The 22,119-nt window shown below is 66.4% G+C and carries 25 protein-coding genes; 8 read left to right on the forward strand and 17 right to left on the reverse strand.

Annotated elements, in window-relative coordinates:
• Positions 1 to 198: 198 nt before the first annotated feature.
• The 3 genes from ACHMWQ_RS21825 to ACHMWQ_RS21835 all read right to left on the reverse strand — a co-directional run bounded on the left by ACHMWQ_RS21825 (position 199) and on the right by ACHMWQ_RS21835 (position 2,862).
• Positions 199 to 1,299 carry an NAD(P)/FAD-dependent oxidoreductase gene (locus tag ACHMWQ_RS21825; RefSeq protein WP_396309073.1) on the reverse strand — a complete coding sequence of 367 codons (1,101 nt, stop codon included), beginning with the start codon at positions 1,297 to 1,299 and terminating at the stop codon, positions 199 to 201.
• A gap of 342 nt (positions 1,300 to 1,641) precedes the next feature.
• The gene (ureG, locus tag ACHMWQ_RS21830; RefSeq protein ID WP_354550919.1) at positions 1,642 to 2,277 is read right to left on the reverse strand and encodes an urease accessory protein UreG; all 636 of its coding nucleotides are present in this window, start codon (positions 2,275 to 2,277) and stop codon (positions 1,642 to 1,644) included.
• Between the two features lie 51 nt (positions 2,278 to 2,328).
• Positions 2,329 to 2,862: an urease accessory protein UreE gene (locus ACHMWQ_RS21835; RefSeq protein WP_396309074.1), complete on the reverse strand. Its 534-nt coding sequence runs from the start codon at positions 2,860 to 2,862 to the stop codon at positions 2,329 to 2,331.
• A 383-nt stretch (positions 2,863 to 3,245) separates the two neighbouring features.
• Here ACHMWQ_RS21835 and ACHMWQ_RS21840 point away from each other — a divergent pair, with 383 nt between their 5' ends.
• The 7 genes from ACHMWQ_RS21840 (at position 3,246) to ACHMWQ_RS21870 (ending at position 9,442) form a co-directional block, all read left to right on the forward strand.
• Positions 3,246 to 4,094 carry an urease accessory protein UreD gene (locus ACHMWQ_RS21840; RefSeq protein WP_396309075.1) on the forward strand — a complete coding sequence of 283 codons (849 nt, stop codon included), beginning with the start codon at positions 3,246 to 3,248 and terminating at the stop codon, positions 4,092 to 4,094.
• A gap of 25 nt (positions 4,095 to 4,119) precedes the next feature.
• Positions 4,120 to 4,422 (forward strand): urease subunit gamma, encoded by a 303-nt coding sequence (gene ureA / locus ACHMWQ_RS21845; protein WP_266329972.1) that lies wholly within the window; start codon positions 4,120 to 4,122, stop codon positions 4,420 to 4,422.
• Between the two features lie 9 nt (positions 4,423 to 4,431).
• Positions 4,432 to 4,743, forward strand: coding sequence for an urease subunit beta (locus tag ACHMWQ_RS21850; RefSeq protein ID WP_354550922.1), 312 nt, complete (start codon positions 4,432 to 4,434; stop codon positions 4,741 to 4,743).
• Position 4,744: 1 nt separating this feature from the next.
• A complete protein-coding gene (gene ureC / locus ACHMWQ_RS21855) occupies positions 4,745 to 6,448 on the forward strand; it encodes an urease subunit alpha (protein ID WP_354550923.1) in 1,704 nt (567 codons plus the stop codon).
• Positions 6,449 to 6,852: 404 nt separating this feature from the next.
• Entirely contained in the window at positions 6,853 to 7,908 is a 1,056-nt protein-coding gene (locus tag ACHMWQ_RS21860) for an urea transporter (RefSeq protein WP_396309076.1), read from the forward strand.
• 90 nt (positions 7,909 to 7,998) lie between these two features.
• Positions 7,999 to 8,307 carry a hypothetical protein gene (locus ACHMWQ_RS21865; protein WP_396309077.1) on the forward strand — a complete coding sequence of 103 codons (309 nt, stop codon included), beginning with the start codon at positions 7,999 to 8,001 and terminating at the stop codon, positions 8,305 to 8,307.
• 121 nt (positions 8,308 to 8,428) lie between these two features.
• Positions 8,429 to 9,442: a L,D-transpeptidase gene (locus tag ACHMWQ_RS21870; protein ID WP_396309078.1), complete on the forward strand. Its 1,014-nt coding sequence runs from the start codon at positions 8,429 to 8,431 to the stop codon at positions 9,440 to 9,442.
• Positions 9,443 to 9,892: 450 nt separating this feature from the next.
• Here ACHMWQ_RS21870 and ACHMWQ_RS21875 read toward each other — a convergent pair whose 3' ends face one another.
• From ACHMWQ_RS21875 to ACHMWQ_RS21910, 8 genes are read right to left on the reverse strand one after another with little or no spacing between them, the layout of a single operon-like run.
• Positions 9,893 to 10,573: an urease accessory protein UreF gene (locus tag ACHMWQ_RS21875; protein ID WP_396309079.1), complete on the reverse strand. Its 681-nt coding sequence runs from the start codon at positions 10,571 to 10,573 to the stop codon at positions 9,893 to 9,895.
• A 7-nt stretch (positions 10,574 to 10,580) separates the two neighbouring features.
• Positions 10,581 to 13,679: a complex I subunit 5 family protein gene (locus ACHMWQ_RS21880; protein WP_396309080.1), complete on the reverse strand. Its 3,099-nt coding sequence runs from the start codon at positions 13,677 to 13,679 to the stop codon at positions 10,581 to 10,583.
• On the reverse strand, positions 13,673 to 14,047 hold the full coding sequence (locus tag ACHMWQ_RS21885; protein WP_354550931.1) for a cation:proton antiporter subunit C: 375 nt from the start codon (positions 14,045 to 14,047) through the stop codon (positions 13,673 to 13,675). The genes ACHMWQ_RS21880 and ACHMWQ_RS21885 overlap by 7 nt, the downstream gene beginning before the upstream one ends.
• Positions 14,048 to 14,063: 16 nt before the next feature.
• Positions 14,064 to 14,942, reverse strand: a complete 879-nt coding sequence (gene mbhE / locus ACHMWQ_RS21890) for a hydrogen gas-evolving membrane-bound hydrogenase subunit E (protein ID WP_396309081.1) — start codon at positions 14,940 to 14,942, stop codon at positions 14,064 to 14,066.
• A complete protein-coding gene (gene mnhG / locus ACHMWQ_RS21895; RefSeq protein WP_396309082.1) occupies positions 14,939 to 15,313 on the reverse strand; it encodes a monovalent cation/H(+) antiporter subunit G in 375 nt (124 codons plus the stop codon). Before mnhG ends, mbhE begins: the two co-directional genes overlap by 4 nt.
• Before the next feature lie 2 nt (positions 15,314 to 15,315).
• Entirely contained in the window at positions 15,316 to 15,558 is a 243-nt protein-coding gene (locus tag ACHMWQ_RS21900; protein WP_354550935.1) for a hydrogenase subunit MbhD domain-containing protein, read from the reverse strand.
• Between the two features lies 1 nt (position 15,559).
• Entirely contained in the window at positions 15,560 to 15,820 is a 261-nt protein-coding gene (locus ACHMWQ_RS21905) for a monovalent cation/H+ antiporter complex subunit F (protein ID WP_266329985.1), read from the reverse strand.
• Entirely contained in the window at positions 15,813 to 16,331 is a 519-nt protein-coding gene (locus ACHMWQ_RS21910) for a Na+/H+ antiporter subunit E (RefSeq protein WP_396309083.1), read from the reverse strand. Before ACHMWQ_RS21910 ends, ACHMWQ_RS21905 begins: the two co-directional genes overlap by 8 nt.
• Positions 16,332 to 16,462: 131 nt before the next feature.
• Here ACHMWQ_RS21910 and nikR point away from each other — a divergent pair, with 131 nt between their 5' ends.
• Positions 16,463 to 16,996 (forward strand): nickel-responsive transcriptional regulator NikR, encoded by a 534-nt coding sequence (nikR, locus tag ACHMWQ_RS21915; RefSeq protein ID WP_396309084.1) that lies wholly within the window; start codon positions 16,463 to 16,465, stop codon positions 16,994 to 16,996.
• On the opposite strand, the gene ACHMWQ_RS21920 is transcribed toward nikR, so the two are convergent.
• From ACHMWQ_RS21920 to ACHMWQ_RS21945, 6 genes are all read right to left on the reverse strand, one after another.
• A complete protein-coding gene (locus tag ACHMWQ_RS21920; RefSeq protein WP_396309085.1) occupies positions 16,993 to 18,291 on the reverse strand; it encodes a DUF1576 domain-containing protein in 1,299 nt (432 codons plus the stop codon). The two genes, nikR and ACHMWQ_RS21920, sit on opposite strands and share 4 nt — an antisense overlap.
• 153 nt (positions 18,292 to 18,444) lie before the next feature.
• Positions 18,445 to 19,209: an energy-coupling factor ABC transporter ATP-binding protein gene (locus ACHMWQ_RS21925; protein ID WP_396309086.1), complete on the reverse strand. Its 765-nt coding sequence runs from the start codon at positions 19,207 to 19,209 to the stop codon at positions 18,445 to 18,447.
• Positions 19,210 to 19,980, reverse strand: a complete 771-nt coding sequence (gene cbiQ / locus ACHMWQ_RS21930) for a cobalt ECF transporter T component CbiQ (RefSeq protein ID WP_396309087.1) — start codon at positions 19,978 to 19,980, stop codon at positions 19,210 to 19,212.
• Positions 19,977 to 20,591, reverse strand: a complete 615-nt coding sequence (locus ACHMWQ_RS21935; protein WP_396309088.1) for a hypothetical protein — start codon at positions 20,589 to 20,591, stop codon at positions 19,977 to 19,979. Before ACHMWQ_RS21935 ends, cbiQ begins: the two co-directional genes overlap by 4 nt.
• Complete coding sequence (cbiM, locus tag ACHMWQ_RS21940; protein ID WP_396309089.1) at positions 20,575 to 21,216, reverse strand: cobalt transporter CbiM; 642 nt, start codon at positions 21,214 to 21,216, stop codon at positions 20,575 to 20,577. Before cbiM ends, ACHMWQ_RS21935 begins: the two co-directional genes overlap by 17 nt.
• Before the next feature lie 71 nt (positions 21,217 to 21,287).
• Entirely contained in the window at positions 21,288 to 22,052 is a 765-nt protein-coding gene (locus ACHMWQ_RS21945) for a DUF4198 domain-containing protein (protein ID WP_396309090.1), read from the reverse strand.
• Between the last annotated feature and the right edge of the window lie 67 nt (positions 22,053 to 22,119).

Genomic DNA, 22,119 nt, shown 5'->3' on the forward strand with positions numbered 1-22,119 from the left:
AATCCGCGACAGACAATCCCGGGCGAGCGCAGCGAGACCCGAGATCCATTCAGCCGCCGTCGGAAGGTGGCTGAATGGATCCTCGCTTCCGCGATGATGACGCCGGAGGATGGGATGCCGCCGAGACAAGGCCGCGCTCTCTTGTCCTCTCCCTCAGGGAGAGGTGAAGCGAGCAGCCCGTCTGACGGACGAAGCCGCCTATCCCGCCAGCGCCGCGACATGCTCCGCCAGTGCCAGCGAGGCGGTGAGGCCGGGGGATTCGATGCCGAACAGGTTGATCAGGCCGGCGACGCCATGCGCGGACGCGTCCTGGACGACAAAATCCTGGCCCGGCGCGCCCTTCGGCACGATCTTCGGGCGGATGCCGGAATAGCCCGGCTGCAGCCGGTCGGCGCTGACATCCGGCCAGTAGCGCTTCACCGCCTCGACGAAGAGCGGGATGCGCGAGGCGTCGACGTCGTAGTTGATCGCGTCGATCCACTCCACATCCGGGCCGAAGCGCGCCTGGCCGCCCATGTCGATCGTCAGATGCGTGCCGAGGCCGCCCGGCACGGGGACGGGATAGATCAGCCGCGAGAAGGGCGAGCGGCCCGACAGGGTGAAGTAGCTGCCCTTGGCATAATATTCGGTCGGGATGGCAGCGGGATCGAGCCCCTCGATCGTGCGGGCGACGGCGGGCGCGAACAGGCCGGCCGAATTGATCAGCAGCCTGGTGCGAAGCTGCATCGGCTCGGTGCCGCCGATCGACAGCACGATGCCGTCGCCATCCGGCCTGGCGGCGAGAAGCGGGCTTGAGAACACCACCATGCCGCCGGCGCTCTCGACATCGCCGTGCAGCGCCAGCATGAAGGCGTGGCTGTCGATGATGCCGGTCGAGGGCGACAGCAGCGCGCCGGCGCAGGCAAGGTTCGGCTCGAGCGCGATCGCCTCGGCGGCGGTAAGTTCGCGCATGTCGTGCACGCCATTGGCGGCGGCGCGGGCGGCGATCGCGCCAAGCCGGCCGCGTTCGGCCTCGTCGGCGGCGACGATCAGCTTGCCGCATCGGGCATGCGGCACGCCGCGCTCGGCGCAATACTCATAGAGCGCGAGCTTGCCGGCGACGCAGAACTGCGCCATCCGGCTGCCCGGCGCATAATAGATGCCGGCATGGATGACTTCGCTGTTGCGCGACGAGGTCTGGGTGCCGATGGCGTCCTCGGCCTCGATCAGCAGGACCTCGCGGCCGGCATTGGCCAGCGCGCGCGCCACGGCGAGCCCGACCACCCCCGCGCCGACGACGACGCATTCGACTTCATCCATGAGCGCACTCGAATCCAGGACCGCACGGCAGGCGCGCCGACGGAATCAGCGCGCCCTGCGGTCTATAGAGCAAGATTTTGCGAGGTGGAATCGGCCGCCTTACCTCTCTGGACGGAAGTCCTCGCGTAACGAACGTCGAAGTTATGCCGGTCTCGATCTCCAACATCCTGAGGAGGCTTGCGAAGCAAGCCGTCTCGAAGCACGCACCGCCTGAGGTGCAAGGATGTCGCCGCCGCTCTGCGTGCTTCGAGACGGCCCTTCGGTCCTCCTCAGCATGTTGAGGATGAGGCCACGCGAAAATTACCTCAGGAAGAGGTGGATGCCGCTTTCGCCAAGCTCCCCTCACGCGCTCTTGCGCGCGTCCATCCGGAGGCCGCCATGCTCGACGATGTAATCGACCACCCGGTCGAGGCCCTTGCCGCGCGTCAGGTCGGTGAAGCCGAAGGGGCGCGTGCCGCGCATGCGCTTGGCGTCGACCTCCATCACGTCGAGATCGACATTCACATAAGGCGCGAGGTCGCTCTTGTTGATGACGAGGAAGTCGGAGCGGGTGATACCCGGGCCGCCCTTGCGGGGGATTTCTTCGCCCTGGCAGACGGAGATGACATAGAGCGTCAGGTCGGCGAGGTCCGGCGAGAAGGTCGCGGCCAGATTGTCGCCGCCGGATTCGATGAAGACGATATCGAGATCGGGGATCTTGCGGTTGAGCTCCGCGATCGCCTGCAGGTTGATAGAGGCGTCCTCGCGGATCGCCGTGTGCGGGCAGCCGCCGGTCTCGACGCCCATGATGCGGTCCTCGGACAGCGCCTGCCGGCGCGCCAGCATCATGGCGTCTTCCTTGGTGTAGATGTCGTTGGTTATGACGCCGATGGAGAATTCGTCGCGCATCGCCTTGCAGAGCTTCTCGGTCAGCATCGTCTTGCCGGAGCCGACGGGGCCGCCGATACCGACGCGAAGGGGGCCGTTTTTCGATGTCATCAGAGCTCGCCTCGTGTTGCTGGAGCGCGCGGCGAAGCCGCGACGCAAAACTCAATCGTGCGAATGGCCGTGAGCATCATCATGGCCGTGATCGCCATGCCCGGCGTGATCGTGGCTCGCATGACCATGGCTGTGCTCGCCATGGCCGGAATAGGCGCCGCGCACCGGATTGAACTGCGCGACAATCTCCTTCACCCGCGCGCCGAGCCCTTCGAGCATCGCCTGGATGACGTGATCGCGCAGGATCAGGATGCGGGTCGGCTCGATCGCGGCGGCGAGATGGCGGTTGCCGATATGCCAGGCGAGTTCGAGCAGGTGGACCGGGTCCCGGGCGAAGACCTCGTAGAGCGGCTCATAGGCCGCGGCGATGGCGATCGTGCTGCCATCCTGCAGAACCAGGCTGTCGCCGGCGTCGAGCACGACCGTTTCGGCCAGGTCGACCATCACCTTGCGGCCATCGACCAGTTCGATCAGGCGGCGGCGCAGATGGCGCTCGTCATGCTGCAGCACCGCGCGACCGGCCGGCGGCTCCTGACCTTCCACGGCGGCGTCCGACGCGCGCCGGACAGCGACTGCCCTCAGCATTCCCATTCCCCAGTTCAACAGATCCGCCCGGCGATGCCGCACCGGCATGGCCGGAGCGCCGCTTGGCTGCCCCCTTATACCAGTGATAGATGTCGCGTCTTGGGGGCGAATGCGATGGCCGACAGTTTGCCTCTTTTTCCACGCCGATGGAAAGCTCGGCCGCGATTTTCGGGACGGCACGCATAGCCCCGGGATCGGGCGCACAACTGCCAAGTCTTTGAGCACGCAAATGAATATTTGTGGTTGCCGGAGGGGCAACTCCGTGTGATAGCCTTCGGCGACTATCGTCGCTGCGCCCATCCAAAGGGCCGGCCGGATCGGGACCAGGGACCAAAGTGAGACCGCTTTTGCTCGCCGAGGGAGCTTCGCCGGATGCCGTTCCGATGGCGCGCGCGCACTATGCGGCGCAGCCGAGCCGCTGGCTCGCCGAACTCGAACTCTGGTTCGCGGTCAATGCCGGCAAGACCCGGCTGATGCGCCGCCGCCATCTCGGCCCGCTCGTCGTCCAGAAGCCGTTCCATCCGGAAAAGGACGGCACCTGCCACGTCTACCTGCTGCATCCGCCAGGCGGCGTCGCCGGCGGCGACCAGCTGGACCTGCGCTTCCATCTGGCCGAAGACGCCCGCGCGGTGCTGACCACGCCCGGCGCCACCAAGTTCTATCGCAGCGAGCACGGCCGCAGCACCCAGGCGACGACGATCGACGTCGGCGCCCATGCCATCTGCGAATACCTGCCGCAGGAAACCATCGTCTTCGACGGCGCCGATGCCTCGATCGACACGCGCGTGACGCTGGAAGCTGGCGCCACCTATGTCGGCTGGGATTTCATCTGCCTCGGGCGGCCGGCGGCGGGCGAGCGCTTCGAGACCGGCACCCTGCGCCAGCGCATCGAGATCATACGCGATGGCAGGCCGATCTGGTTCGAACAGGTGCGGCTGCCGGGCGGCTCGGTCCTGCAGGGCGCGCCCTATGCGCTGGCCGGCCAGCCGACCTGGGGCACGATGATCTATGCCGGCCCCATGGCCGAGGACGCGGCCGAGCGGGTGCGCGAGGCCGTCGGCAGCCAGGCGGACGACGTGTTCACCGTCAGCCAGCTCGAGCACGCGGTCGTCTGCCGCTATCTCGGGCCGCGGGTTTCGGAAGGTAAGGCACTTTTCGTCCGGGCATGGGATGCGCTCAGGACATCATGCCAGGGCAAGGCCGCCAACGCGCCGCGCATCTGGGCCACGTAAACACGGATACGATTGGGGACCGCCGATGGAACTTCTACCACGCGAGAAAGACAAGCTTCTGCTGTTCACCGCGGCCCTGGTGGCGGAACGCCGCCTGGCCCGCGGCGTCAAGCTCAACTACCCGGAAGTCATCGCCTATGTGTCCGCGGCGATCCTGGAAGGCGCGCGCGACGGCCGCACGGTCGCCGAGCTGATGTCCTATGGCGCGACGCTGCTGACGCGCGATCAGGTCATGGAGGGCGTGCCCGAGATGATCCACGACATCCAGGTCGAAGCCACCTTCCCCGATGGGACCAAGCTGGTCACCGTCCACAATCCCATACCGTAGGGGCGCGTCATGATCCCAGGCGAATACATCCTCGAGGACGGCGACATCGAATATAATGTCGGCCGCACCGTCATCTCCGTCGACGTCGCGAATTCGGGCGACCGGCCGATCCAGATCGGCTCGCACTATCATTTCTACGAGACCAATACGGCGCTCCATTTCGACCGCGACAAGACCCGGGGCTTCCGCCTCAACATCCCGGCCGGCACCGCCGTCCGTTTCGAGCCCGGACAGGAGCGCACCGTCGAACTGGTAGCGCTCGACGGCGACCGCGCTGTCTTCGGCTTCAATGCCAAGGTCATGGGAAAGCTGGAGGTCTGAGATGGCGAAGATCACGCGCGAGAATTACGCCTCGCTCTATGGCCCCACTAAGGGCGACCGGGTTCGCCTGGCCGATACCGACCTGATCATCGAGATCGAGGAAGACCGCACCGTCTATGGTGACGAAGTCACCTTCGGCGGCGGCAAGGTCATCCGCGACGGCATGGGCCAGAGCCAGCGCAACGCGGCCGACGTCGCCGACCTGGTGATTACCAATGTGATCATCCTCGATCACTGGGGCATCATCAAAGCCGATGTCGGCATCAAGGATGGCCGCATCCAGGCGATCGGCAAGTCGGGCAATCCCGACATCCAGCCGGGCGTCGACATCATCATCGGCCCGGGCACCGACGTCATCGCCGGCGAAGGCAAGATCCTGACCGCCGGCGGCATCGACACCCACATCCACTTCATCGCGCCGCAGCAGGCCGAGGAAGCGCTCACCAGCGGCACGACGACGCTGGTCGGCGGCGGCACCGGCCCCTCGGTCGGCACGCTCGCCACCACCGTCACGCCCGGCCCGTGGTACATCCACCGCATGCTGGAAGCGATCGAGGAACTGCCGATCAATGTCGGCCTGCTCGGCAAGGGCAACGCCTCGCTGCCGGAGCCCTTGCGCGAACAGATCCGCGCCGGCGTCATCGGGTTGAAGCTGCATGAGGACTGGGGCACCACGCCGGCCGCGATCGACAACTGCCTGACGGTTGCCGACGAGATGGACGTGCAGGTCGCCCTCCACTCCGACACGCTGAACGAGAGCGGCTTCGTCGCCGACACCTTCGCGGCAATGAAGGGCCGCGCCATCCACTCCTTCCACACGGAAGGCGCCGGCGGCGGCCACGCACCCGACATCATCACGGCGGCGGGCCAGGAAAACATCCTGCCCTCCTCCACCAACCCGACGCGGCCCTATACGATCAACACGATCGACGAGCATCTCGACATGCTCATGGTCTGCCACCATCTGAGCCCGCAGATCCCCGAAGACGTCGCCTTCGCCGAATCCCGCATCCGCAAGGAGACGATCGCGGCCGAGGACATCCTGCACGATCTCGGCGCATTCTCGATGATGTCGTCGGACTCGCAGGCCATGGGCCGCATCGGCGAAACCACGCTTCGCTGCTGGCAGACCGCGCACAAGATGAAGGTGCAGCGCGGCCCGCTGCCGGAAGACAGCGAGCGCAACGACAATTTCCGCTGCAAGCGCTATGTCGCCAAATACACGATCAACCCGGCCATCACCCATGGCTTCGCGCATGAGATCGGCTCGATCGAAGTCGGCAAGCGCGCGGATCTCGTGCTGTGGAAGTCGGCCTTCTTCGGCGTCAAGCCGTCGCTGGTCATCATGGGCGGCATGATCGCCACCGCCCCGATGGGCGACCCCAACGCCTCGATCTCGACGCCGCAGCCGGTGCATTACCGGCCGATGTACGGCGTGCTCGGCCGCGCCCGCGGCAAGACCGGCGTCACCTTCGTCTCGCAGGCGGCCCTCGACGACAAGATCGGCGAGACCCTGCAGCTGCAGAAGCAGCTCGTGGCGGTCAAGGGCACCCGCGGCGTGCGCAAGAAGGACATGATCCACAATTCGCTGACGCCGAAGATCGAGGTCGATCCGCAGAACTACCAGGTGCGCATCGACGGTGAGCTGATCACCTGCGAACCGGCGGAAACCCTGCCGATGGCGCAGCGCTACTTCCTGTTCTGACAGAACGGCAAGCGACGGACACAAGCCCCATCGGACCGGATACGTCCGGTGGGGTTTTCTTTTCAGGAAGCTGGTATCCGATTTGGCGGAAAACTGCCCCTTCGCCTCTCTTGGGAGAGGTTGGCGGAACGTGATTTTCCGTCACGCCGCTGCAAGCTCCGCCATCATCCTGAGGTGCTTCGCGTCAGCGAAGCCTCGAAGGACGATCCAGCGAGACGATGCCATTCGCAACCAAACGCGGGCGGTGTTCTCTGGACTCTCCTTCGAGGCCCGGCTTTGCCGGGCTCCTCAGGATGATGGCCGGAGATCTGGAAGAACATTGCGCAAGGATCTCCCTCGGGGAGAGGTGAAGACGGCCCAGTCGTTTCAAGACAGAACCATTCGGCTCCAGGGGGAGAAAGCTCGTGACCCAGACACAGACAGAATTTCCGTTCCAGGACCGGTTTCGCGACCATGCCACCCTCGGCTTCGTCGACTGGAGCCTGCGCGGCATCGGCCAGGTGGTGTTCCAGAACAACCCGCTGACGGGGCTGATCATCCTGCTGGCGCTGTTCTTCAATTCGGCCGTCTATGGCGCGATCTGCATTCTCGGCGTCGTCGTGGCGACCGCCACCGCCATCCTGCTCCAGGCCGACAGGGGCCTGATCCGCGATGGGCTGTTCGGCTTCAACGGCGCGCTGGTCGGGCTGGCGCTGGTCGCCTTCACCAGCGCGGATTTCCGCAGCGGCGCGGTGCCGTCCTTCCATATGACGATCTACATCGTCTTCGCGGCCGCGATGACCACCATCGCCTTCTCGACCATCGCGACGCTGCTCGGGCCGCACAAGGTGGCGGCGCTGACCTCGCCCTTCGTGCTGGTCGGCTGGCTGTTCCTGTTCGCCGTGCTGAAATTCGCGGCGATCGAGGCGGGGCCGCTCGCCAAGCCCGTCTCGCCCGACCAGTATGACGCGGCGATCGCCTATGCCCTGCCCACCTGGTACATGGGCATCGGCAACGCCATCGGGCAGATCTTCTTCCAGGACAACTGGATCGCCGGCTACCTGATTGTCATCGGCATCGCCGTCAATTCGCGCATCTCGGCCGGCATGGCGCTGATCGGCGCGGCCGGCGCGGCGCTCGTCGCCGGCCTGTTCGGCGGGCCCGAAGGCGCGATCCGCGACGGCCTGTTCGGCTACAATGCGGCGCTGACCGCGATCGCGCTGGGCGGCTTCTTCCTGGTGCTGACCTGGCGCAGTTTCGCCTACACGCTGTTCGGCATCGTCGTGACCACCTGGCTCTGGGCCTCGATCGCAATCTTCCTGAAGCCGATCGGCATGCCGGTGCTGACCTCGACCTTCGTGCTCGTCACCTGGCTAATGCTGATCGGCCAATATGGCTTCAAGGCGCTGGTCCCGGTGCCGCCGGCCGAGGCGACGAACCCCGAGGACAACCGCGCGCGTTATCTCAGGGGCCTGCGCTAACCGCGCGGCCTTGCCTTCGGCGGTTGGCGATCTAGCTTGCAGGGAGACGTCGCCAATTGGCGGCGCTTCCTGGTTTGCGCGAGGCCCGTCATGAAGAGTACGCTCGTCCGGCTGGGTGGCATGGCCACCGTCACCGCCCTTCTCGCCGCGTCCACCGGCGCGGGAACCGCCATCAGCCGAGGCAACATGCCCGCCTATTGCCGGGGCGAGGTTTCTGCCATGTACGCCACCAAGCCGATGTATGTGAAGACTGGCAAGATCGTCAAAGCCCGGGATGGCAGCCTGTCGATCCAGGGCACGGTCGACAAGGGCAGCGAGGGCATCAAGGCCTTCGCCTGCCGTTTCGACAAGAAGGGCAATTTCATCGACGTCATGGCCATGACCAGCGACGGCGAATAGCCCGAGCCGCCCCGCCGCCAAAACGATTGTACCCCGCTCGCCTCTGTCGGTAGAGTTGCCGAAACTGATTTGCGGCGGGCTCGGGACGAGCTTCCGCCCGGCATGCGGAGCGCGAAAATCCATGACGACCTGGCGGCATCCTTCCCGACGCACCCTGCTGCTGGGCTCCGGCGCGCTCCTTGCCGCCGCGTCGCTGGAACAGGCCGTCGCCGCCATCGTCGAGACGGTCGACGCGCTGAAGCCGGGCGAGTTCACATGGCACCCCGAGCGCTCGCCTTACGGGCCGGTGGCGATCGTCGTCTCGCTGCCCGACCAGCGCGTCTATGTCTATCGCAACGGCGTCCGCATCGGCGTCTCGACCTGCTCCACCGGCAAGCCCGGCCACGACACGCCGACGGGCGTGTTCACCATCCTGCAGAAGGACAAGGACCACCACTCCTCGACCTATAACGAAGCGCCGATGCCGAACATGAACCGGCTGACCTGGTCGGGCATCGCGCTGCATGCCGGGCAGTTGCCGGGCTACCCGGCCTCGCATGGCTGCGTGCGGCTGCCGATGGCGTTCTCGACCAAGCTGTTCACCGTGACCCATGTCGGCACGCCGGTGATCATCGCCGACAGCGCCACCTTCCCCGAGACGGTGATCCATCCCGGCATGGTGCTCTCGGCCGAGGCGGAGAAGGATTTCGACCACACGGTCTCGACTCTGAAGGAAAAGCAGATTCCGGCCTCGCCGCAGGCGCCCTACAGCCCGCCGGCGACCTCGGTCATGATCTCCAGCGCCGACAGCCGGGTGATCGTGCTCGACGATGGCGAGATCGTCGCCGATGGCGGCGCGACGATCCTGCAGCCGTCGCGTCCGCTCGGCAACCACGTCTTCGTGCTCTCGCATCTCGACGCCGACGACAAGGAACTGCACTGGAAGCCGATCGGCTACAGCACCGACCCGAAGGTGGCGGCGCAGAGCGCTGACCAGAGCACGCTCACCCGCATCCGCGCCGACCGGAGCATCAACGACGCCATACGCCAGCGGATGAAGCCAGGGGTGGTGCTGGTGACGGTCGACCTGCCGCTCAGCGCCGACAGCCGCTCGGGCAAGGATTTCGTTATCCTGAACGACCAGCACACGGTGTGAGGGGAAGGTGTGGGCACGGCGTCGGGCGTCCCCTCGCCTCTCCCCCGATGTGCCGAGGAAGAATTAAGTACCGATCCTACTCCACCCTCGTCGTCATCCCGGACGGCGCGAAGCGGCGATCCGGGATCCATCCAGCCGGGATTTCGGGCGGCTCGCACGCGTTCGGCTTCAGCGGCATGGATCCGGGTCGAGCCCGGATGACGCCGGAAGGTGGTGGTTTGCGTGCTCCAACCCTCGACCATCATCCTGAGGTGCCCGGCGAAGCCGGGCCTCGAAGGAGGGTCCAGTGAACATTCCTCATCTGGATCCGGGCGGAGTTCCCCTCGTCTGCGAACCGGAGTGGCTCGCTGGATCCTCCTTCGAGGCTTCGCTCCTGCGAAGCACCTCAGGATGATGGCGGGGCCAATCGATCGGACCGGAAGGTTCAAGGATCTGGGCAACCAGCCCCCGCTAAGACCTAAACAGCCGCGAATACTGCGTTTCGTGCCAGGCGCTGGCCATGGCCATCGCGACCGAGACGTTGCCGATCTCGTCGTCTTCGAGGCTGCGGGCCGTCGCCACGGCCCGTTCGATCACCGGCACCGCGTCGATGAGAATACGCTGGCCGGCGGTGTGGCCGAGCTTGACCAGGCGCAAGAGCGCCGCGACCTGACCCTCGGCGATCGTCCACATCAGGCCCTTCAGCGCCGCCGCCGGCGAGACGTTCCAGTGATGCGCGGCAATCGCGAAGGCGGCCGGATAGGTCAAGGGCCGGCCGAGATAGAGCTGCGCCTGCGGCACTTCGAGATCGGCGAGCAGGCGAAGCAGCGCCTCACCCATGCGGCGGTCCTCGAGCTGCAATTCGCGGCTCTCGCGCCCGGCGGAAAGCCAGGCATCCGCATGGAGGAAGGCTTCCGCGTCGTCGCGCGCCAGCGCCTCGCTCATCCGCCAGAACAGCGCGCCGTCGAGCACGGCGAAGGAGTTCTCCAGCGTGCCGTGGATCCAGGTCTTCGCGGAAGGCTCGTCATGCACCCAGCCGGCCTCGGCGGCATATTCGAGGCCGCGCGAATAGGAGAAGGCGCCGACCGGCAGGCTGGGGCTGACCAGCCGCAGCAGGTGCAGCGGGATCATCTCGTCGGGGGGCGTGGTCATGCTCATGTCAGCCTGCGATCCAGAAGCCGGCAGGGCCGGTGCTCGCGAGATAGAGCGCGAGGAAATAGAACAGCACCACCATCGCATAGGTCTGCCCGTTGCCGGTATAGACCTGGCGGAAGGTGGCGGCGGTGGCGAGCGTGAAGTCGGTGACGCCCTGCCAGAACAGCGTGGCGACCGGCGGCACGGCCACCTCGATCCCGCGCCGATAATAGGCGTAGAAACGCGCCAGATTGCCCGTGCGACCGACGCCGCTGCGATAGACGGCCCAGGCGATGACGCCGAGCACGGCCGCCACCGCGACGGCGATCAGCATCACCGGCGTCGGGTTCCAGTAGCCGTAGATCGTGTAGAGCGACATGCCCTCCCAGACCAGCGTCGAGGCGAATTGCGGGTCGATCGCCGCCGAGACGGGGTCCATCAGCAGCTTCGGATAGAGCGACAGCACCAGGATGCCGACGACCAGCAGCGCCTGCGGCACCAGCAGCGCGAGCGGAAGTTCGCGCACGCTCTCCTGCCCGCGCTGGCGCTTGCCCAGGAACAGGCCGGCGACGAGGCGGATCATGTAGAGGAAGCCGAGGAAGGTGGCGAAAAGGCCGGCCGCGGCGAGGAAGTTCCAGCCCTTGTCGGTCATGGCCGAAAGCAGCAGCCACTTACCGCCGAAGCCCATCAGCGGCGGCAGGCCGGACATCGAAATGATGGCGACCACGAACAGGATGAAGGTGATGGGCATGGCGCGCGCCAGACCGCCCGTCTCGCCGAACGACCTCGTGCCGGTGCGAAGAATGATACCGGCGATGGCGAGGAACAATATGCCCTTCACCATCATGTGGTTGGCGACGAGATAGAGCGCGGTGACCCAGCCGAGATGGCTCATCAGCGCGATCGCCGTGACGATATAGCCGAGCTGGCTCATACTGGAATAGGCGAGCAGCCGCTTGAAGTCGGTCTGGCGCAGCGCCATCACCGCGCCGGCGATCGTCGTCAGCATGCCGATCCAGGCCATGCCATGGGCGAGTTCGAGAGCCGCTTGCGAGCGGATCGCCAGATAGGTGCCGGTCAGAAGGCCGAAGATCGCCACCTTGCTGACCACGGCCGAGAGCATGGCGGTGAAATCATCATCCGCTTCCGCATAGGCGCCCGGCAGCCAGACATGCACGCCGATGGCGCCCGCCTTGATGAGGAAGCCGATGCCGAGCAACACCAGCGCCGTGGTGGCGTCGGGGCCGGCGGTCAGCAGCGCCGAAAGGCTGGTGGTGCCGCTGACCGAGGCGATACCGGCGAAGCCCGCGAGCAGGAAGAAGGCCGAGAGCAGCGAGAACAGCAGGAAGGTCAGCACATGCGGCCCCGCTCCCCTGCCCTTGGCGATCAGGAAGCAGGAGGCGAGCGTGACGATTTCCCAGCTGAAGAAGAATTCGAGGCTGGTCGAGGAGCGCAGCAGCGCCGGGATCGAGAGCAGCAGCACCGCCAGCATCGGGAAATAGCCGGGGCGCGGATCGTCGCGATAGAGGCTGGCGGCGGCGATGACGAGGCTGCCGCCGAGCAGCAGCACGGCGAAGAGCCGGGCGATTCCGGTGGCGCTTTCGGCCAGCCAGAAGCCGACCAGCGCCACGGCGATCAGCATCAGCACGGCCTTCAACCGGCCGGGCAGCCGATCGAGCGCATAGAGCACGACGCCGACGGCAAGCGGTGCGAAGATCCAGAGCGATGCCGCGCCGGACAGCCGGGCAGCAATATAGCCGGCGACGACGAGCAACAGCGCGATGCCGAAGATCGGCAGCAGCGCGACGAGGTCCGGCCTCGCCTCGGCCCGCGCGTCGGACGGGCGCATGGCGCGGACGAACCAGTGAAACATGTAGGCGGCTTCGAGCAGCGAGCCGGTCAGGATCACGGCGATCCAGGGCAGCTTGCCGGCGCTGGTCAGTTGCATCACCAGCTCCCACTTGGCCCAGAAGCCGGGGAATGGCGGCAGGCCGGCGATCGCGACCATGAACAGCGCCAGCAGCGCAAGCAGAAGCGGCCGGCCGGAAAGGCTGGTGCGCGCGTCGACATCGTCCTGGCGCAACACCCCGGCGAGCCAGAACAGGCCGGCCTTGGCGAGCAGGTGGTTGACGAACAGGCCGCCGACGACGAGCGGGATCGAGGCGGTGGCGCCGATCTCCGTCAGCAGCGCCAGGGCCAGCATCATCAGGCCCATCTGGCTGATCGACGAATAGCCGAGCATCCGCTGCACCTTGGTCTGCGTGCAGCCGATCAGGTTGGAGAACAGGAAGCTGATGCCGCCGGAGACGGCGATGATGCCGAGCTGGTCCTCGAACAGCGGCAGCAGCTTCATCAGCGCAAAGAACACGCCGGCCGAAACGCCGACCGAGACCATCGACGCGATGCCGCTCGGCGCCGTCTCGTAGACATCGAGGCCCCAGCCATTGGCCGGGAACGGCTTCAGCTCAAGGATCAGGCAGGCGAGCACCATGATGAGCGCCGCGATGCCGATCGGCCCGGTGATTTGAGCGCGATGCTCGATCAGCGCGTCGATGTTGAGCGTGCCGGTGACGTAATAGAGCAGCACCGAACCGAGCAGGAACAGGGTCGAGGCGATGACGGTCGCCATGATGTATTTGAACGCCGCCGACATCGCGGCCGCGTTGCGCTCCAGCCCGAGCAGGCCATAGGTGGCGATCGAGACAATCTCCAGGAAGACGAAGAGATTGAACAGATCGCGGGTCATCACCATGCCGTCTATGCCCATCACCAGGATGAGATAGAGCAGCAGCGCGCCGTAATTGCCCTTGAGCCGATCCCAGAGATGCAGCGCACCCAGCAGCGCCACGAGATTGACGCCGAAGGTGAAGAAGCCTTCCCAGAGGCCGAAGCGCAGATTGATCGACATGGGCGGCAGGCCGACGCCCGTCAGCACCTCGATCGTCGGCCCGCCCTGCAGCAGGCCGGCGAACGAGACGCCGCTGACCGCGACGATCCCGATCAGCGCGACGAAGAAGCCGGCATGCAGCCACGGCTTGCCGAGCCGGTAGAGCAGCGGAATGACGAAGCCGCCGCCGAGGCCGAACAGGAAGATGTTCAGCGGATGGAAAAGCGCGTCTACCATTTCGACTCCGTGAACGCGTCGATGGAGAGCGTCTTCTTGGCGGCGTAGAGGCGGATGGCGTAGGCGAGCATGACGGCCGTCACCGAAAGGCCGATGACGATCGCCGTGACCACCAGCGCCGAGGGGATCGGGTCGATGGCGCGGTGGGGCGCATCGGCCTGGCTCAAGGCAGCGTCGAGGATCGGCGCCGTGCCGGCGGTGATGTAGCCCGTCGCGACCATGACGAGGTGCAGTCCGGTGTCCATCACGGCGAAGCCGATGATGATGCGCAGGATATTGCGGTGGGTCAGCATGCCCCAGATGCCGATCAGCGCGAGCCCGAAGCCCGTGATCAGCAGGATGGTGGAAACCGGTAGGCCTGTCGTCATGTCCCGTTTCCCCGGCTCAGCTTCTGAAGCGGTCGATGATGACGCTGAGCTCGGCGCCGACCTTGATGCCGAGCAGCGCGGAGATGAGCGGGATGGCGCCGGCGCTGATGAAGGCGCCGAACTCGCCCTTGGGCAGGAAGCGCGGATCGAGGAAGCCCCCGGCCAGCACCAGGCCCAGAATGCCGAGGCCGACATAGAAGACGCCGGCGAAGGATTCGACGATCGAGAGCAGCGCGACGTTGAGCGTCGCGCCCGGTCGTGCCAGAAGCATCAGCATGACGCCGGAGGCGACGATGGCGCCGCCCTGGAAGCCGCCGCCGGCCGAGAGATGGCCGTTGACGATGACATAGGCGCCGAAGGTGAAGATCAGCGGCAGCAGGACTTCCGTGCCGGTGCGGACGATCTCGCTCGGCTCCCGCTGCGGCGCCTCATCGTCTTCCGCCGGCTCCGCCGCCCGGGCGGTCTTTACGGCCACGGTGCCGGCTGTCGCGGCGCGGGCGCTGGCATTGGCCTTCGCCGCCGCTGCCCGGGCCGCGGCGGCCCTTGCCGCCTCCGTCCTGGCGAGCACCGGCTTCGCGGCCGGCGTCTTCTCGCCAGCGGCCTTGTCGCTGGAAACCTTGGCGATGGACGCCTTGCCGTCATCCTTCTTCAGCAGCAGGCCGACACTGGCCGCCACCATGAACAGAACCGCCACCTCGCCCAGCGTGTCGAAGCCGCGATAGGTGATCAGGATGCCGGTGATGATGTTGGGCGTGCCGAGCTCGACCGGCGCGCGGGTGACATAATCGAGCGCCAGCGGCCGCAGCGCGTCCAGCTCGACATAGCCGCCGACCATGCGCGCGAAGATCAGCCCGAACAGCACGACGATAACCGCGACCAGGACGTGGCGCATCATGAGCGCTTCCTCCGTCCGGCGCTGCCAGATGGCGGCCTCGCCCCGCTCTCGCCGGCCTCGTCCTCGGCCAGCATGTCGACGCCGGTGGTCGAGGTCATCGGCGTGCGGATGCGGTAGGCGGCGCGCGACAGCGCGTGCGACGAGATCGGGTTGGTCATCAGCACGAAGTAGATCGCCAGGATCAGCTTGAAGGTCCAGCCGGGGTGGTAGAAGGCGAGCCCGGCCAGCACCAGCATGTTGCCGAGCGTCGTCGCCTTGGTGCCGGACTGGATGCGGGTGAAGGTGTCGGGCATGCGCAGGATGCCGACGCCAGCCGAAAACAGGAAGATGGCGCCGGCCAGGATCAACAGGCTGCCGATCAGCTCGATCATGCTCAGCCCTTTCCGTTGCCGGTTTTGCGGATGGCGTAAAGGAAGATGAAGGTGGCGAGGCCGGAGCCGATCGCCGCTTCCGCCATCGCCACGTCGGGCGCGGCCAGCAGCAGGAACGACACTGCCGCGAACAGGCTCGCCAAGCCGGACGCCACCATGGCGGGCAGCACATCCTTCAGGCAGACGGCGAGGATGCCGCTGACGAGGATGCTGGCGCAGACGAGGAGGAGCAGGAACTCGAGCACGCTAGAGCCCCTTTTCCAGGAAACGCGCGATCGCCAGCACCGCCAGGAAGCTGAGCAGGCCATAGACCAGCGCCACGTCGATATAGACGAAGCGGCCGGATACATGCGCGTAGAGGGCGATCAGCGAAATCGAGATGACAGTCAGCATGTCGATGGCGACGATGCGGTCGACCAGCGTCCTGCCGATGACGAGCCGGATCACGCCGCACAGGATGGCGAGAAAGATCAGGATCGCGGCGATCTGGATGATGAACTCAGCCAAAGACTTTCTCCAGATGCGTCTCGAACGGGCCGGCGAGCGCTTCGGTCGCCTTGTCGAGATCGGTCGTCTGGACGTCGAGCCAGTGGATGTACAAGGTCTCGCCCTTGATATCGAGGACGAGCGACCCGGGCGTCAGCGCGATGGTGTTGGCAAGCGCCAGCCGGCCGATCGGCGACTTCAACTTCGTGCGGATCTTGACCACCCCGGGATGGATATCGATGCGCGGGGCGTAGACCACCCGCATCATGGCGATGTTGGCCTTGACCAGCTCGACCAGGAAGGTGCCGCTATAGGCGAGGAAGTGATAGAAGCCCGCCGGCGTCCAGCGAATCCGGCGCCAGGCGTCGCTGCTCGAGGTGAAGACATAGGCCAGCGCCAGGGTGATCACCGCGCCGAGGATGGCGACTTCGACGGCCAGCGTGGAATTGGCGACCATCCAGACGACGAACAGCACCAGCCAGAGGCTGAGCATGCCCTGCGGCGCGACGGATTTCCGACTGTCTTGATCCATGTCATTCACCCCCGAGCGACCCGGCAGACTCTAGATTGCGGCGATGTCGCATGCAATTCGCAGCGAGATGCTGGAGACGGCGCGCCATTCATTTTATGCTAACCATGACAAATATTTAGGGAGAAGCGGCCATGCAGCGCGTGACGGTGACGATCGACGACGACCTGCTGGAAGGCATCGACGCACTTTGCCAGAGCAAGGGCTATCAGAGCCGGTCGGAAGCGCTGCGCGACATCATCCGCTCGGAGTTCTCGCGCGCCCAGGCGGCGGCGACCGAGGCGGCCGGCGCGGACGAGATCTGCCATGCGACGCTGACCTACGTCTACAACCACGAGACCCGGGCGCTGGCGAGCCGGCTGACCACCAACCACCATCACCATTCCGACATGTCGATCTCGACCACCCATGTCCATATGGACCATGACAATTGCCTCGAGGTCTCGATCCTGCGCGGCACGGTGTCGAAGCTGCAGGCCTTCGCCGACAGCGTGATCAGCCAGCGCGGCGTGCGCCATGGCGCCCTGCACATCATGCCGGTGGAACATGCCGAGCCGGAACAGGGCCACACGCACCGCCATCACCATCACGACGACGGCCACGACCATGGCCATGGGCATCGTCACGATCACGCTCATGGGGAGGATCCCGGGCACAGCCATGACTAGAGCTTCTCTTCCGGCTTGTCGGCCTTGCGCCACTGGATCGCCGTGATCACCGGCGCCAGCACGGAGGCGACGATGCCGGCGGCGAAGCCGTTATTGTAGAGATTGAGCCCGCCATGCAGCACGCCGACCGCCTGCGCGGCGGAGGAATGCACGAAGCCGGCGACGATGCCCCAATACCAGCCGAAGCGGCCAGCGATCGGCGCCAGCGTCGTGCCGAACAGCGCCGCCAGCACGATCGAAGGATCGGAGGCGCTCCAGGGCTTGGCCAGCGAACCGATGAAGACGCCGACCATGATCGGCAACACGTTCTTGGGATGCTTGCCGTAGGCGGCGAAGCCGACCATCGTGAAGATCGCGCCGATCACCGGGCCGTTCAGGTCGCCGCCGACCAGCAGCACATAGACCATGCCGATCGCGCCGGTGACGCCCATGTTGACGAGCGTCGGGCCGATGCCGACCAGCGCCACGAAATCGCTCGGCGACTGGCCGGAGAGCGCCAGGATCTCCTTCAGCTTTCCAAGCGATGCGCGGTCGACATAGAGGCCACCCGCGACCAGCCCGAGAAACAGCACGGTCAGGAACGAGCCGAGCAGCCAGTTGTTGCCGGTGGTCCAGATGAAGACCGGGTCGGGCACGAAGCCGTAGGACTTGTAGATAGCGACGACCAGCGTGCCGACGATGCCGGCGGTGAACCCCATATTGTAGAGGCTGAAGCCCATATGGGCCTTGAACAGCTGCGCGGCGGCGGGCGGCAGCATGAAGCCCATCAGCAGACCCGTCGCCAGCCCGAGCGGCAGGCCGATCGACATCGGAATGGCGGTCGAGAACAGGATCTCGGAGAACACCGGCGCCAGCGCACAGCCGAAGAAGGCCGTGTTGATATGGGCGGCGAAATCCTCCTGCTTGTAGAGCGAATAGAGATAGACCCCGCCGATGATCGGCCAGATGTTGAGCAGGTTCTTGCCGAACAGGCCGAAGCCCAGCACCAGCATCAGGCAGGCGATCGAGGCGCCGCCGATCTTCGCGCCGGCGAGGCGGTAGATGCCGGCGGAAACCAGCGTCAGCAGGCCGGCATTGACGAAGGCGGCGCCCATGCCACCGACGCCGATATAGTCGGTAATCAGCGTGTCCCGGGCGAGCAGGATCTTGACGAGGCCGGGCACGATGTCGCCCGGCGGCGAGACGACAAGGCCGAACACCACGAATAGGACGGCGACAAGGGCGACGATGCCGAGCAGGCCATCATTGGAGAGCTCGGGCGTCGCCTCCTGCAGGGTCGCGTTCGATGCGCTCATCGTGTGATTCCGTCGCCTGATCCACCGTGACCTCGCACGGCAGGCTCGCCCGTATCATGGCAGAGGCGTCACGGAAATTAAAACCTCTCCGAGCGCCTCAGACTGAGACGCAGCGCACAGGGAGCGGACGCAGAGCCATCCGCGCCGCGACGCTCAGAGGGGATGCGCGCCGAGGCCGACCGGCAGCGAGCCCTCGACATCATGCTCGAAATGCACATGGGCATGACTGTGATGGTGCGGATGCTGGTGGACGCTGCCGCGATGGCCGCGGCCATCTTTCAAAAGCAGCGCGCAGGTGGCGAAGCGCGCCATGAAATGTGCGTCATGCGCCACGATGATCATCGCTTGGGGCAGCGCTTCGAGAATGTCGCTGAGCCGGGCATAGGCATCGGGATCGAGCCCCACCGTCGGCTCGTCCAGCAGCAGCACTTCCGGCTGCATGGCGAGCACGGCGGCGATCGAGACCAACCGCTTCTCGCCGCCTGACAGCCGGTGCGTGACCCGGTCGGCGAGATGGCCGAGTTCGAGCGAGCGGAGCGTCGCCCGCGCCGTCTCATAGGCTTCCTCGCGCGATTGCCCGAGATTGAGCGGCCCAAAGGCGACGTCCTCGATCACGGTTGGGCAGAAGAGCTGGTCGTCCGCGTCCTGGAACACGAGGCCGGCGCGCACGCGCACGCTGCGGAAATCCGCCTCGGTACGCCGCACCGCGCCAAACGCTTCGACCGTGCCGGCGCTGGCGGGAATGAAGCCGGTGATGACATGCAGCAGCGTGCTCTTGCCGGCGCCATTGGTGCCGAGCAGCACCATGCGCTCGCCCGGGTTGAGCACGAGATCGACGCCATCGAGCACGGGCTTGGCGGCGGCATAGCCGGCGACGATGCCGGAAAGGCGGATCAGCGGCGGGGGCAGCGCGTTCATTCAGCCGAACTCCAGCCAGGCGAGCGCAATCAAAAGCACCGGCCAGATGAGGATGAAGAGACGATCGGCGCGCTCCAGCCGGCGCTGCGCGAAGGCGGGAAACTGGCCGGAAAAGCCGCGCGCCCGCATCGCCCAGGCGACCCGCTCGGCCCGTTCGGCGCTGCGCAGCACCAACATGCCGAGCAGATGGCCGAGGCTGCGCCAGCTATGGCGGTTGCTGCCGGCGCGAAAGCCCCGCGCCCGCATGGCCCGCCGCAACCGGGCATATTCCTCGTGAAAGACGCCGACATAGCGCACGGTGAGCTGGAACAGATGCGCGATGCGCGGGGGCACGCCGATGCCGCTAATGGCGCCGGCGAGCCGCATCGTGCCCATGGTCGAGAGCAGCGCCGCCGCCATCAGCACGCCGGCATTGACGCGGACGATGATGACGATGGCGCGGCGCACGCCCTCCTCCGAGACAGGCAGGCCGAAGAGGCTGAACAGCGCATGGCCCGGCATGGTGAGCGGCAGGGTCAGCAGCAGGAACAGCAGGAATCCCTCGACCGCCGTCAGCCGGCGCAGCGTCGCGCGGAACGGCAGCCGGGCGAAGACGGCGACAGCCAGCGCCGCGAGCAAGGCGGCGACGAGAGCGGGCGCCGTCTGCAACACCGCCAGCAGCGCCAGGAAGGTGATCGCAGCCGCCAGGCGGACGCGCGGATCGATGGCGGCGAGCGGACCTGCATCGCGGTTTTCCGCGAAGATGGCCGCGGCGCTCGCCTTGCCGCTCATGACTGGCGATCTTTCGCAGGGCGGCGCGACTTCAGGAAGGCGACCAGCCCGAATATCCCGACGATGTAGCCGATGCCGCCGATGATGTCCTGGATCCGCAGGGCGGATTGCAGCGCGTCGATCTGGGCGGCGAGCGGCGCGACCTTGCGCGCCACGGCAATCTCGAGATCAGCCATCGACACGGCCGGCGCGGCGGCGGCAGGCATCGAGGCGTCGACAGGCTTGGCATCGCCTGCCAGCGCGGCAGAGGCAGGTGGCACGGCCGCGGGCGGGTTCGAATCCAGCTCGGAGGCCGCGACGGTGAAGCGCGCGACATGACCGTCTTCCGCGTCGACCGTGACGGTGATGTCGCCAGTTCCCGTCGCCTTCAACGCGAATTTGCCATCCGGCCCCGTCTTGCCCGATTGCAGCACCTTGTCCGCCGTGTCGCGCAGGGTGACGTCGACGCCGGCGGCCGGTCCGCTGCCGACAAAATAGGCCTCGCCCTCGATGCTCGACCCGATCGCCGAGGCGAACACCTTGAGTCGGTGCGCCGAGGCGGGACTGGCGGCGACGAGAAGCGCCGCCGTCGCCAGCATCAGCAGGCGGAAGCGATCAGGACGACGCGGCAATCTTGCCTCCCCGCCGCAGGGCGCGCGCGCCGAGCATGTCCGGGCTGACGCGGGCGAGGAAGCCGCAGGCAAAGCCGGTGATGACAGCCTCGCCGACCAGCAGCGGGCCATAGGAGAAGAGCACGATCCGCGCCGAGAGCGTGTAGCTGGAATCGCTCAGCGTCAGCACCAGCGCCACCAGGATGGCGGTGGTCGCGACCGAGAGCGCGGCAACGACGGCGCCCACCCACGCCGCACGGCGCGGCGCGGCATCGACGAGCAGAGGCGCGAACAGCATCGCCCAGAGCACGCCGGGCAGCGCGATGTTCATCGTGTTGATGCCCAGCGTGGTGACGCCGCCGAAGCCGAAGAAGACCGCCTGCAGCACCAGCCCGACGAAGACGGCCGGCACGGCGGCCCAGCCGATGATCAGCCCCATCAACCCCGACAGCAGCAGATGGACGCTGGTCGGCCCGACGGCGACGCTGATCAGGCTCGCGACGAAGAACAGCGCGGCAAGAACGGCGACGCGCGGCAGGCTGTCCTCGTCGAGCTTTTTCAGCGCATAGGCCAGGGCCGCGGCGGTGACGACGCCGCCGCCCGCCAGGACAGGGACCGACAAGACGCCATCCGGAATATGAGCCATAACGTACTCGTCCCTCGCTTACTTCACCTCTCCCTGGGGGAGAGGCGAAAGCAGGCCGCCCCGCACGGGCGCTATTTCATGTCCCGGGCCTGGACCCAGATCAGACCGCCAAGCTCGACCGGCTTCGGCTGGCCGTCGGGATCCGGCAGCTGATAATCCGCATCGACAAGGGCGGCGAAACCCCACCAGCCGGCGCGCGGCATGGCGTAGTGGAACACGCCCTGCCCGTCCGCCTTGACCACCTGGGTGACGTAGGCATCGGCCGGCGGCGTGACGGAGCCGTCATTGACCCACTCGACCTCGACTTCGGCGAATGGCACCGGTTCGCCGTTGCGGCGCACGACGCCGCTGAACAGATTGCCGGTCCAAAGGCCGTTCGGGCGCGCCAGCGGCTCGATCTCGACGGGAAGGCCGACCGGCCGGTCCCAGTCCGAACCCCAGCCGAACGCATCGATGACGACCTTGGCGTAATGGATGATGGACTTGCCCTCGGCCGGCTCCCAATAGGGGCTCGGCTCGACGAAGAAGGTGTAGGCGCCGGGCTTGGCTGGCTTGTAGCTGGTCTTCCAGGCCATCTTGCCGTCGCGCGGCGCCTCGACCAGCGTTCCCAGCAGATCCGTCTCCCCCTCGGACGTCACCACGCCGAAGCGCACGGGCCTCGCCATGTCCATGGTCGGGCCCCGATCCATCGGGTGGGTAAAGACGAGGTCGAGGTCCAGCGCCTTGTCCTCGGCGCCGAAATTATCGGTCGAGGGCAGGATTTCCTGGAAATGCGCCTGGGCAAGGGAGGGAGCGGCAATGGCGGCCGCCAAGGCGATGATGCGTACGAACTTCACAACCAATCCTCACATCCAGACCGACTGGATGTGAGGATTGTATCGGAACGTCATACGCGTCAAGCGG

Origin of the sequence: Kaistia sp. UC242_56, assembly GCF_044452255.1 — a bacterium.
GTDB lineage: Bacteria > Pseudomonadota > Alphaproteobacteria > Rhizobiales > Kaistiaceae > Kaistia > Kaistia defluvii_A.

Bases quoted from the DNA above. Each gene is read 5' to 3' on its own strand.
- mnhG (WP_396309082.1), bottom strand. From the start codon at position 15,313: ATGATCGAGCTGATCGGCAGCCTGTTGATCCTGGCCGGCGCCATCTTC.
- ACHMWQ_RS21825 (WP_396309073.1), bottom strand. From the start codon at position 1,299: ATGGATGAAGTCGAATGCGTCGTCGTCGGCGCGGGGGTGGTCGGGCTC.
- ACHMWQ_RS21835 (WP_396309074.1), bottom strand. From the start codon at position 2,862: ATGCTGAGGGCAGTCGCTGTCCGGCGCGCGTCGGACGCCGCCGTGGAA.
- ACHMWQ_RS21880 (WP_396309080.1), bottom strand. From the start codon at position 13,679: ATGGTAGACGCGCTTTTCCATCCGCTGAACATCTTCCTGTTCGGCCTC.
- ACHMWQ_RS21925 (WP_396309086.1), bottom strand. From the start codon at position 19,209: ATGAACGCGCTGCCCCCGCCGCTGATCCGCCTTTCCGGCATCGTCGCC.
- ureC (WP_354550923.1), top strand. From the start codon at position 4,745: ATGGCGAAGATCACGCGCGAGAATTACGCCTCGCTCTATGGCCCCACT.
- mbhE (WP_396309081.1), bottom strand. From the start codon at position 14,942: ATGATGCGCCACGTCCTGGTCGCGGTTATCGTCGTGCTGTTCGGGCTG.
- nikR (WP_396309084.1), top strand. From the start codon at position 16,463: ATGCAGCGCGTGACGGTGACGATCGACGACGACCTGCTGGAAGGCATC.
- ACHMWQ_RS21840 (WP_396309075.1), top strand. From the start codon at position 3,246: ATGGCGCGCGCGCACTATGCGGCGCAGCCGAGCCGCTGGCTCGCCGAA.
- ACHMWQ_RS21920 (WP_396309085.1), bottom strand. From the start codon at position 18,291: ATGAGCGCATCGAACGCGACCCTGCAGGAGGCGACGCCCGAGCTCTCC.
- ureG (WP_354550919.1), bottom strand. From the start codon at position 2,277: ATGACATCGAAAAACGGCCCCCTTCGCGTCGGTATCGGCGGCCCCGTC.
- ACHMWQ_RS21850 (WP_354550922.1), top strand. From the start codon at position 4,432: ATGATCCCAGGCGAATACATCCTCGAGGACGGCGACATCGAATATAAT.
- ureA (WP_266329972.1), top strand. From the start codon at position 4,120: ATGGAACTTCTACCACGCGAGAAAGACAAGCTTCTGCTGTTCACCGCG.
- ACHMWQ_RS21875 (WP_396309079.1), bottom strand. From the start codon at position 10,573: ATGACCACGCCCCCCGACGAGATGATCCCGCTGCACCTGCTGCGGCTG.
- ACHMWQ_RS21910 (WP_396309083.1), bottom strand. From the start codon at position 16,331: ATGGATCAAGACAGTCGGAAATCCGTCGCGCCGCAGGGCATGCTCAGC.
- ACHMWQ_RS21870 (WP_396309078.1), top strand. From the start codon at position 8,429: ATGACGACCTGGCGGCATCCTTCCCGACGCACCCTGCTGCTGGGCTCC.
- cbiQ (WP_396309087.1), bottom strand. From the start codon at position 19,980: ATGAGCGGCAAGGCGAGCGCCGCGGCCATCTTCGCGGAAAACCGCGAT.
- ACHMWQ_RS21885 (WP_354550931.1), bottom strand. From the start codon at position 14,047: ATGACGACAGGCCTACCGGTTTCCACCATCCTGCTGATCACGGGCTTC.
- cbiM (WP_396309089.1), bottom strand. From the start codon at position 21,216: ATGGCTCATATTCCGGATGGCGTCTTGTCGGTCCCTGTCCTGGCGGGC.
- ACHMWQ_RS21865 (WP_396309077.1), top strand. From the start codon at position 7,999: ATGAAGAGTACGCTCGTCCGGCTGGGTGGCATGGCCACCGTCACCGCC.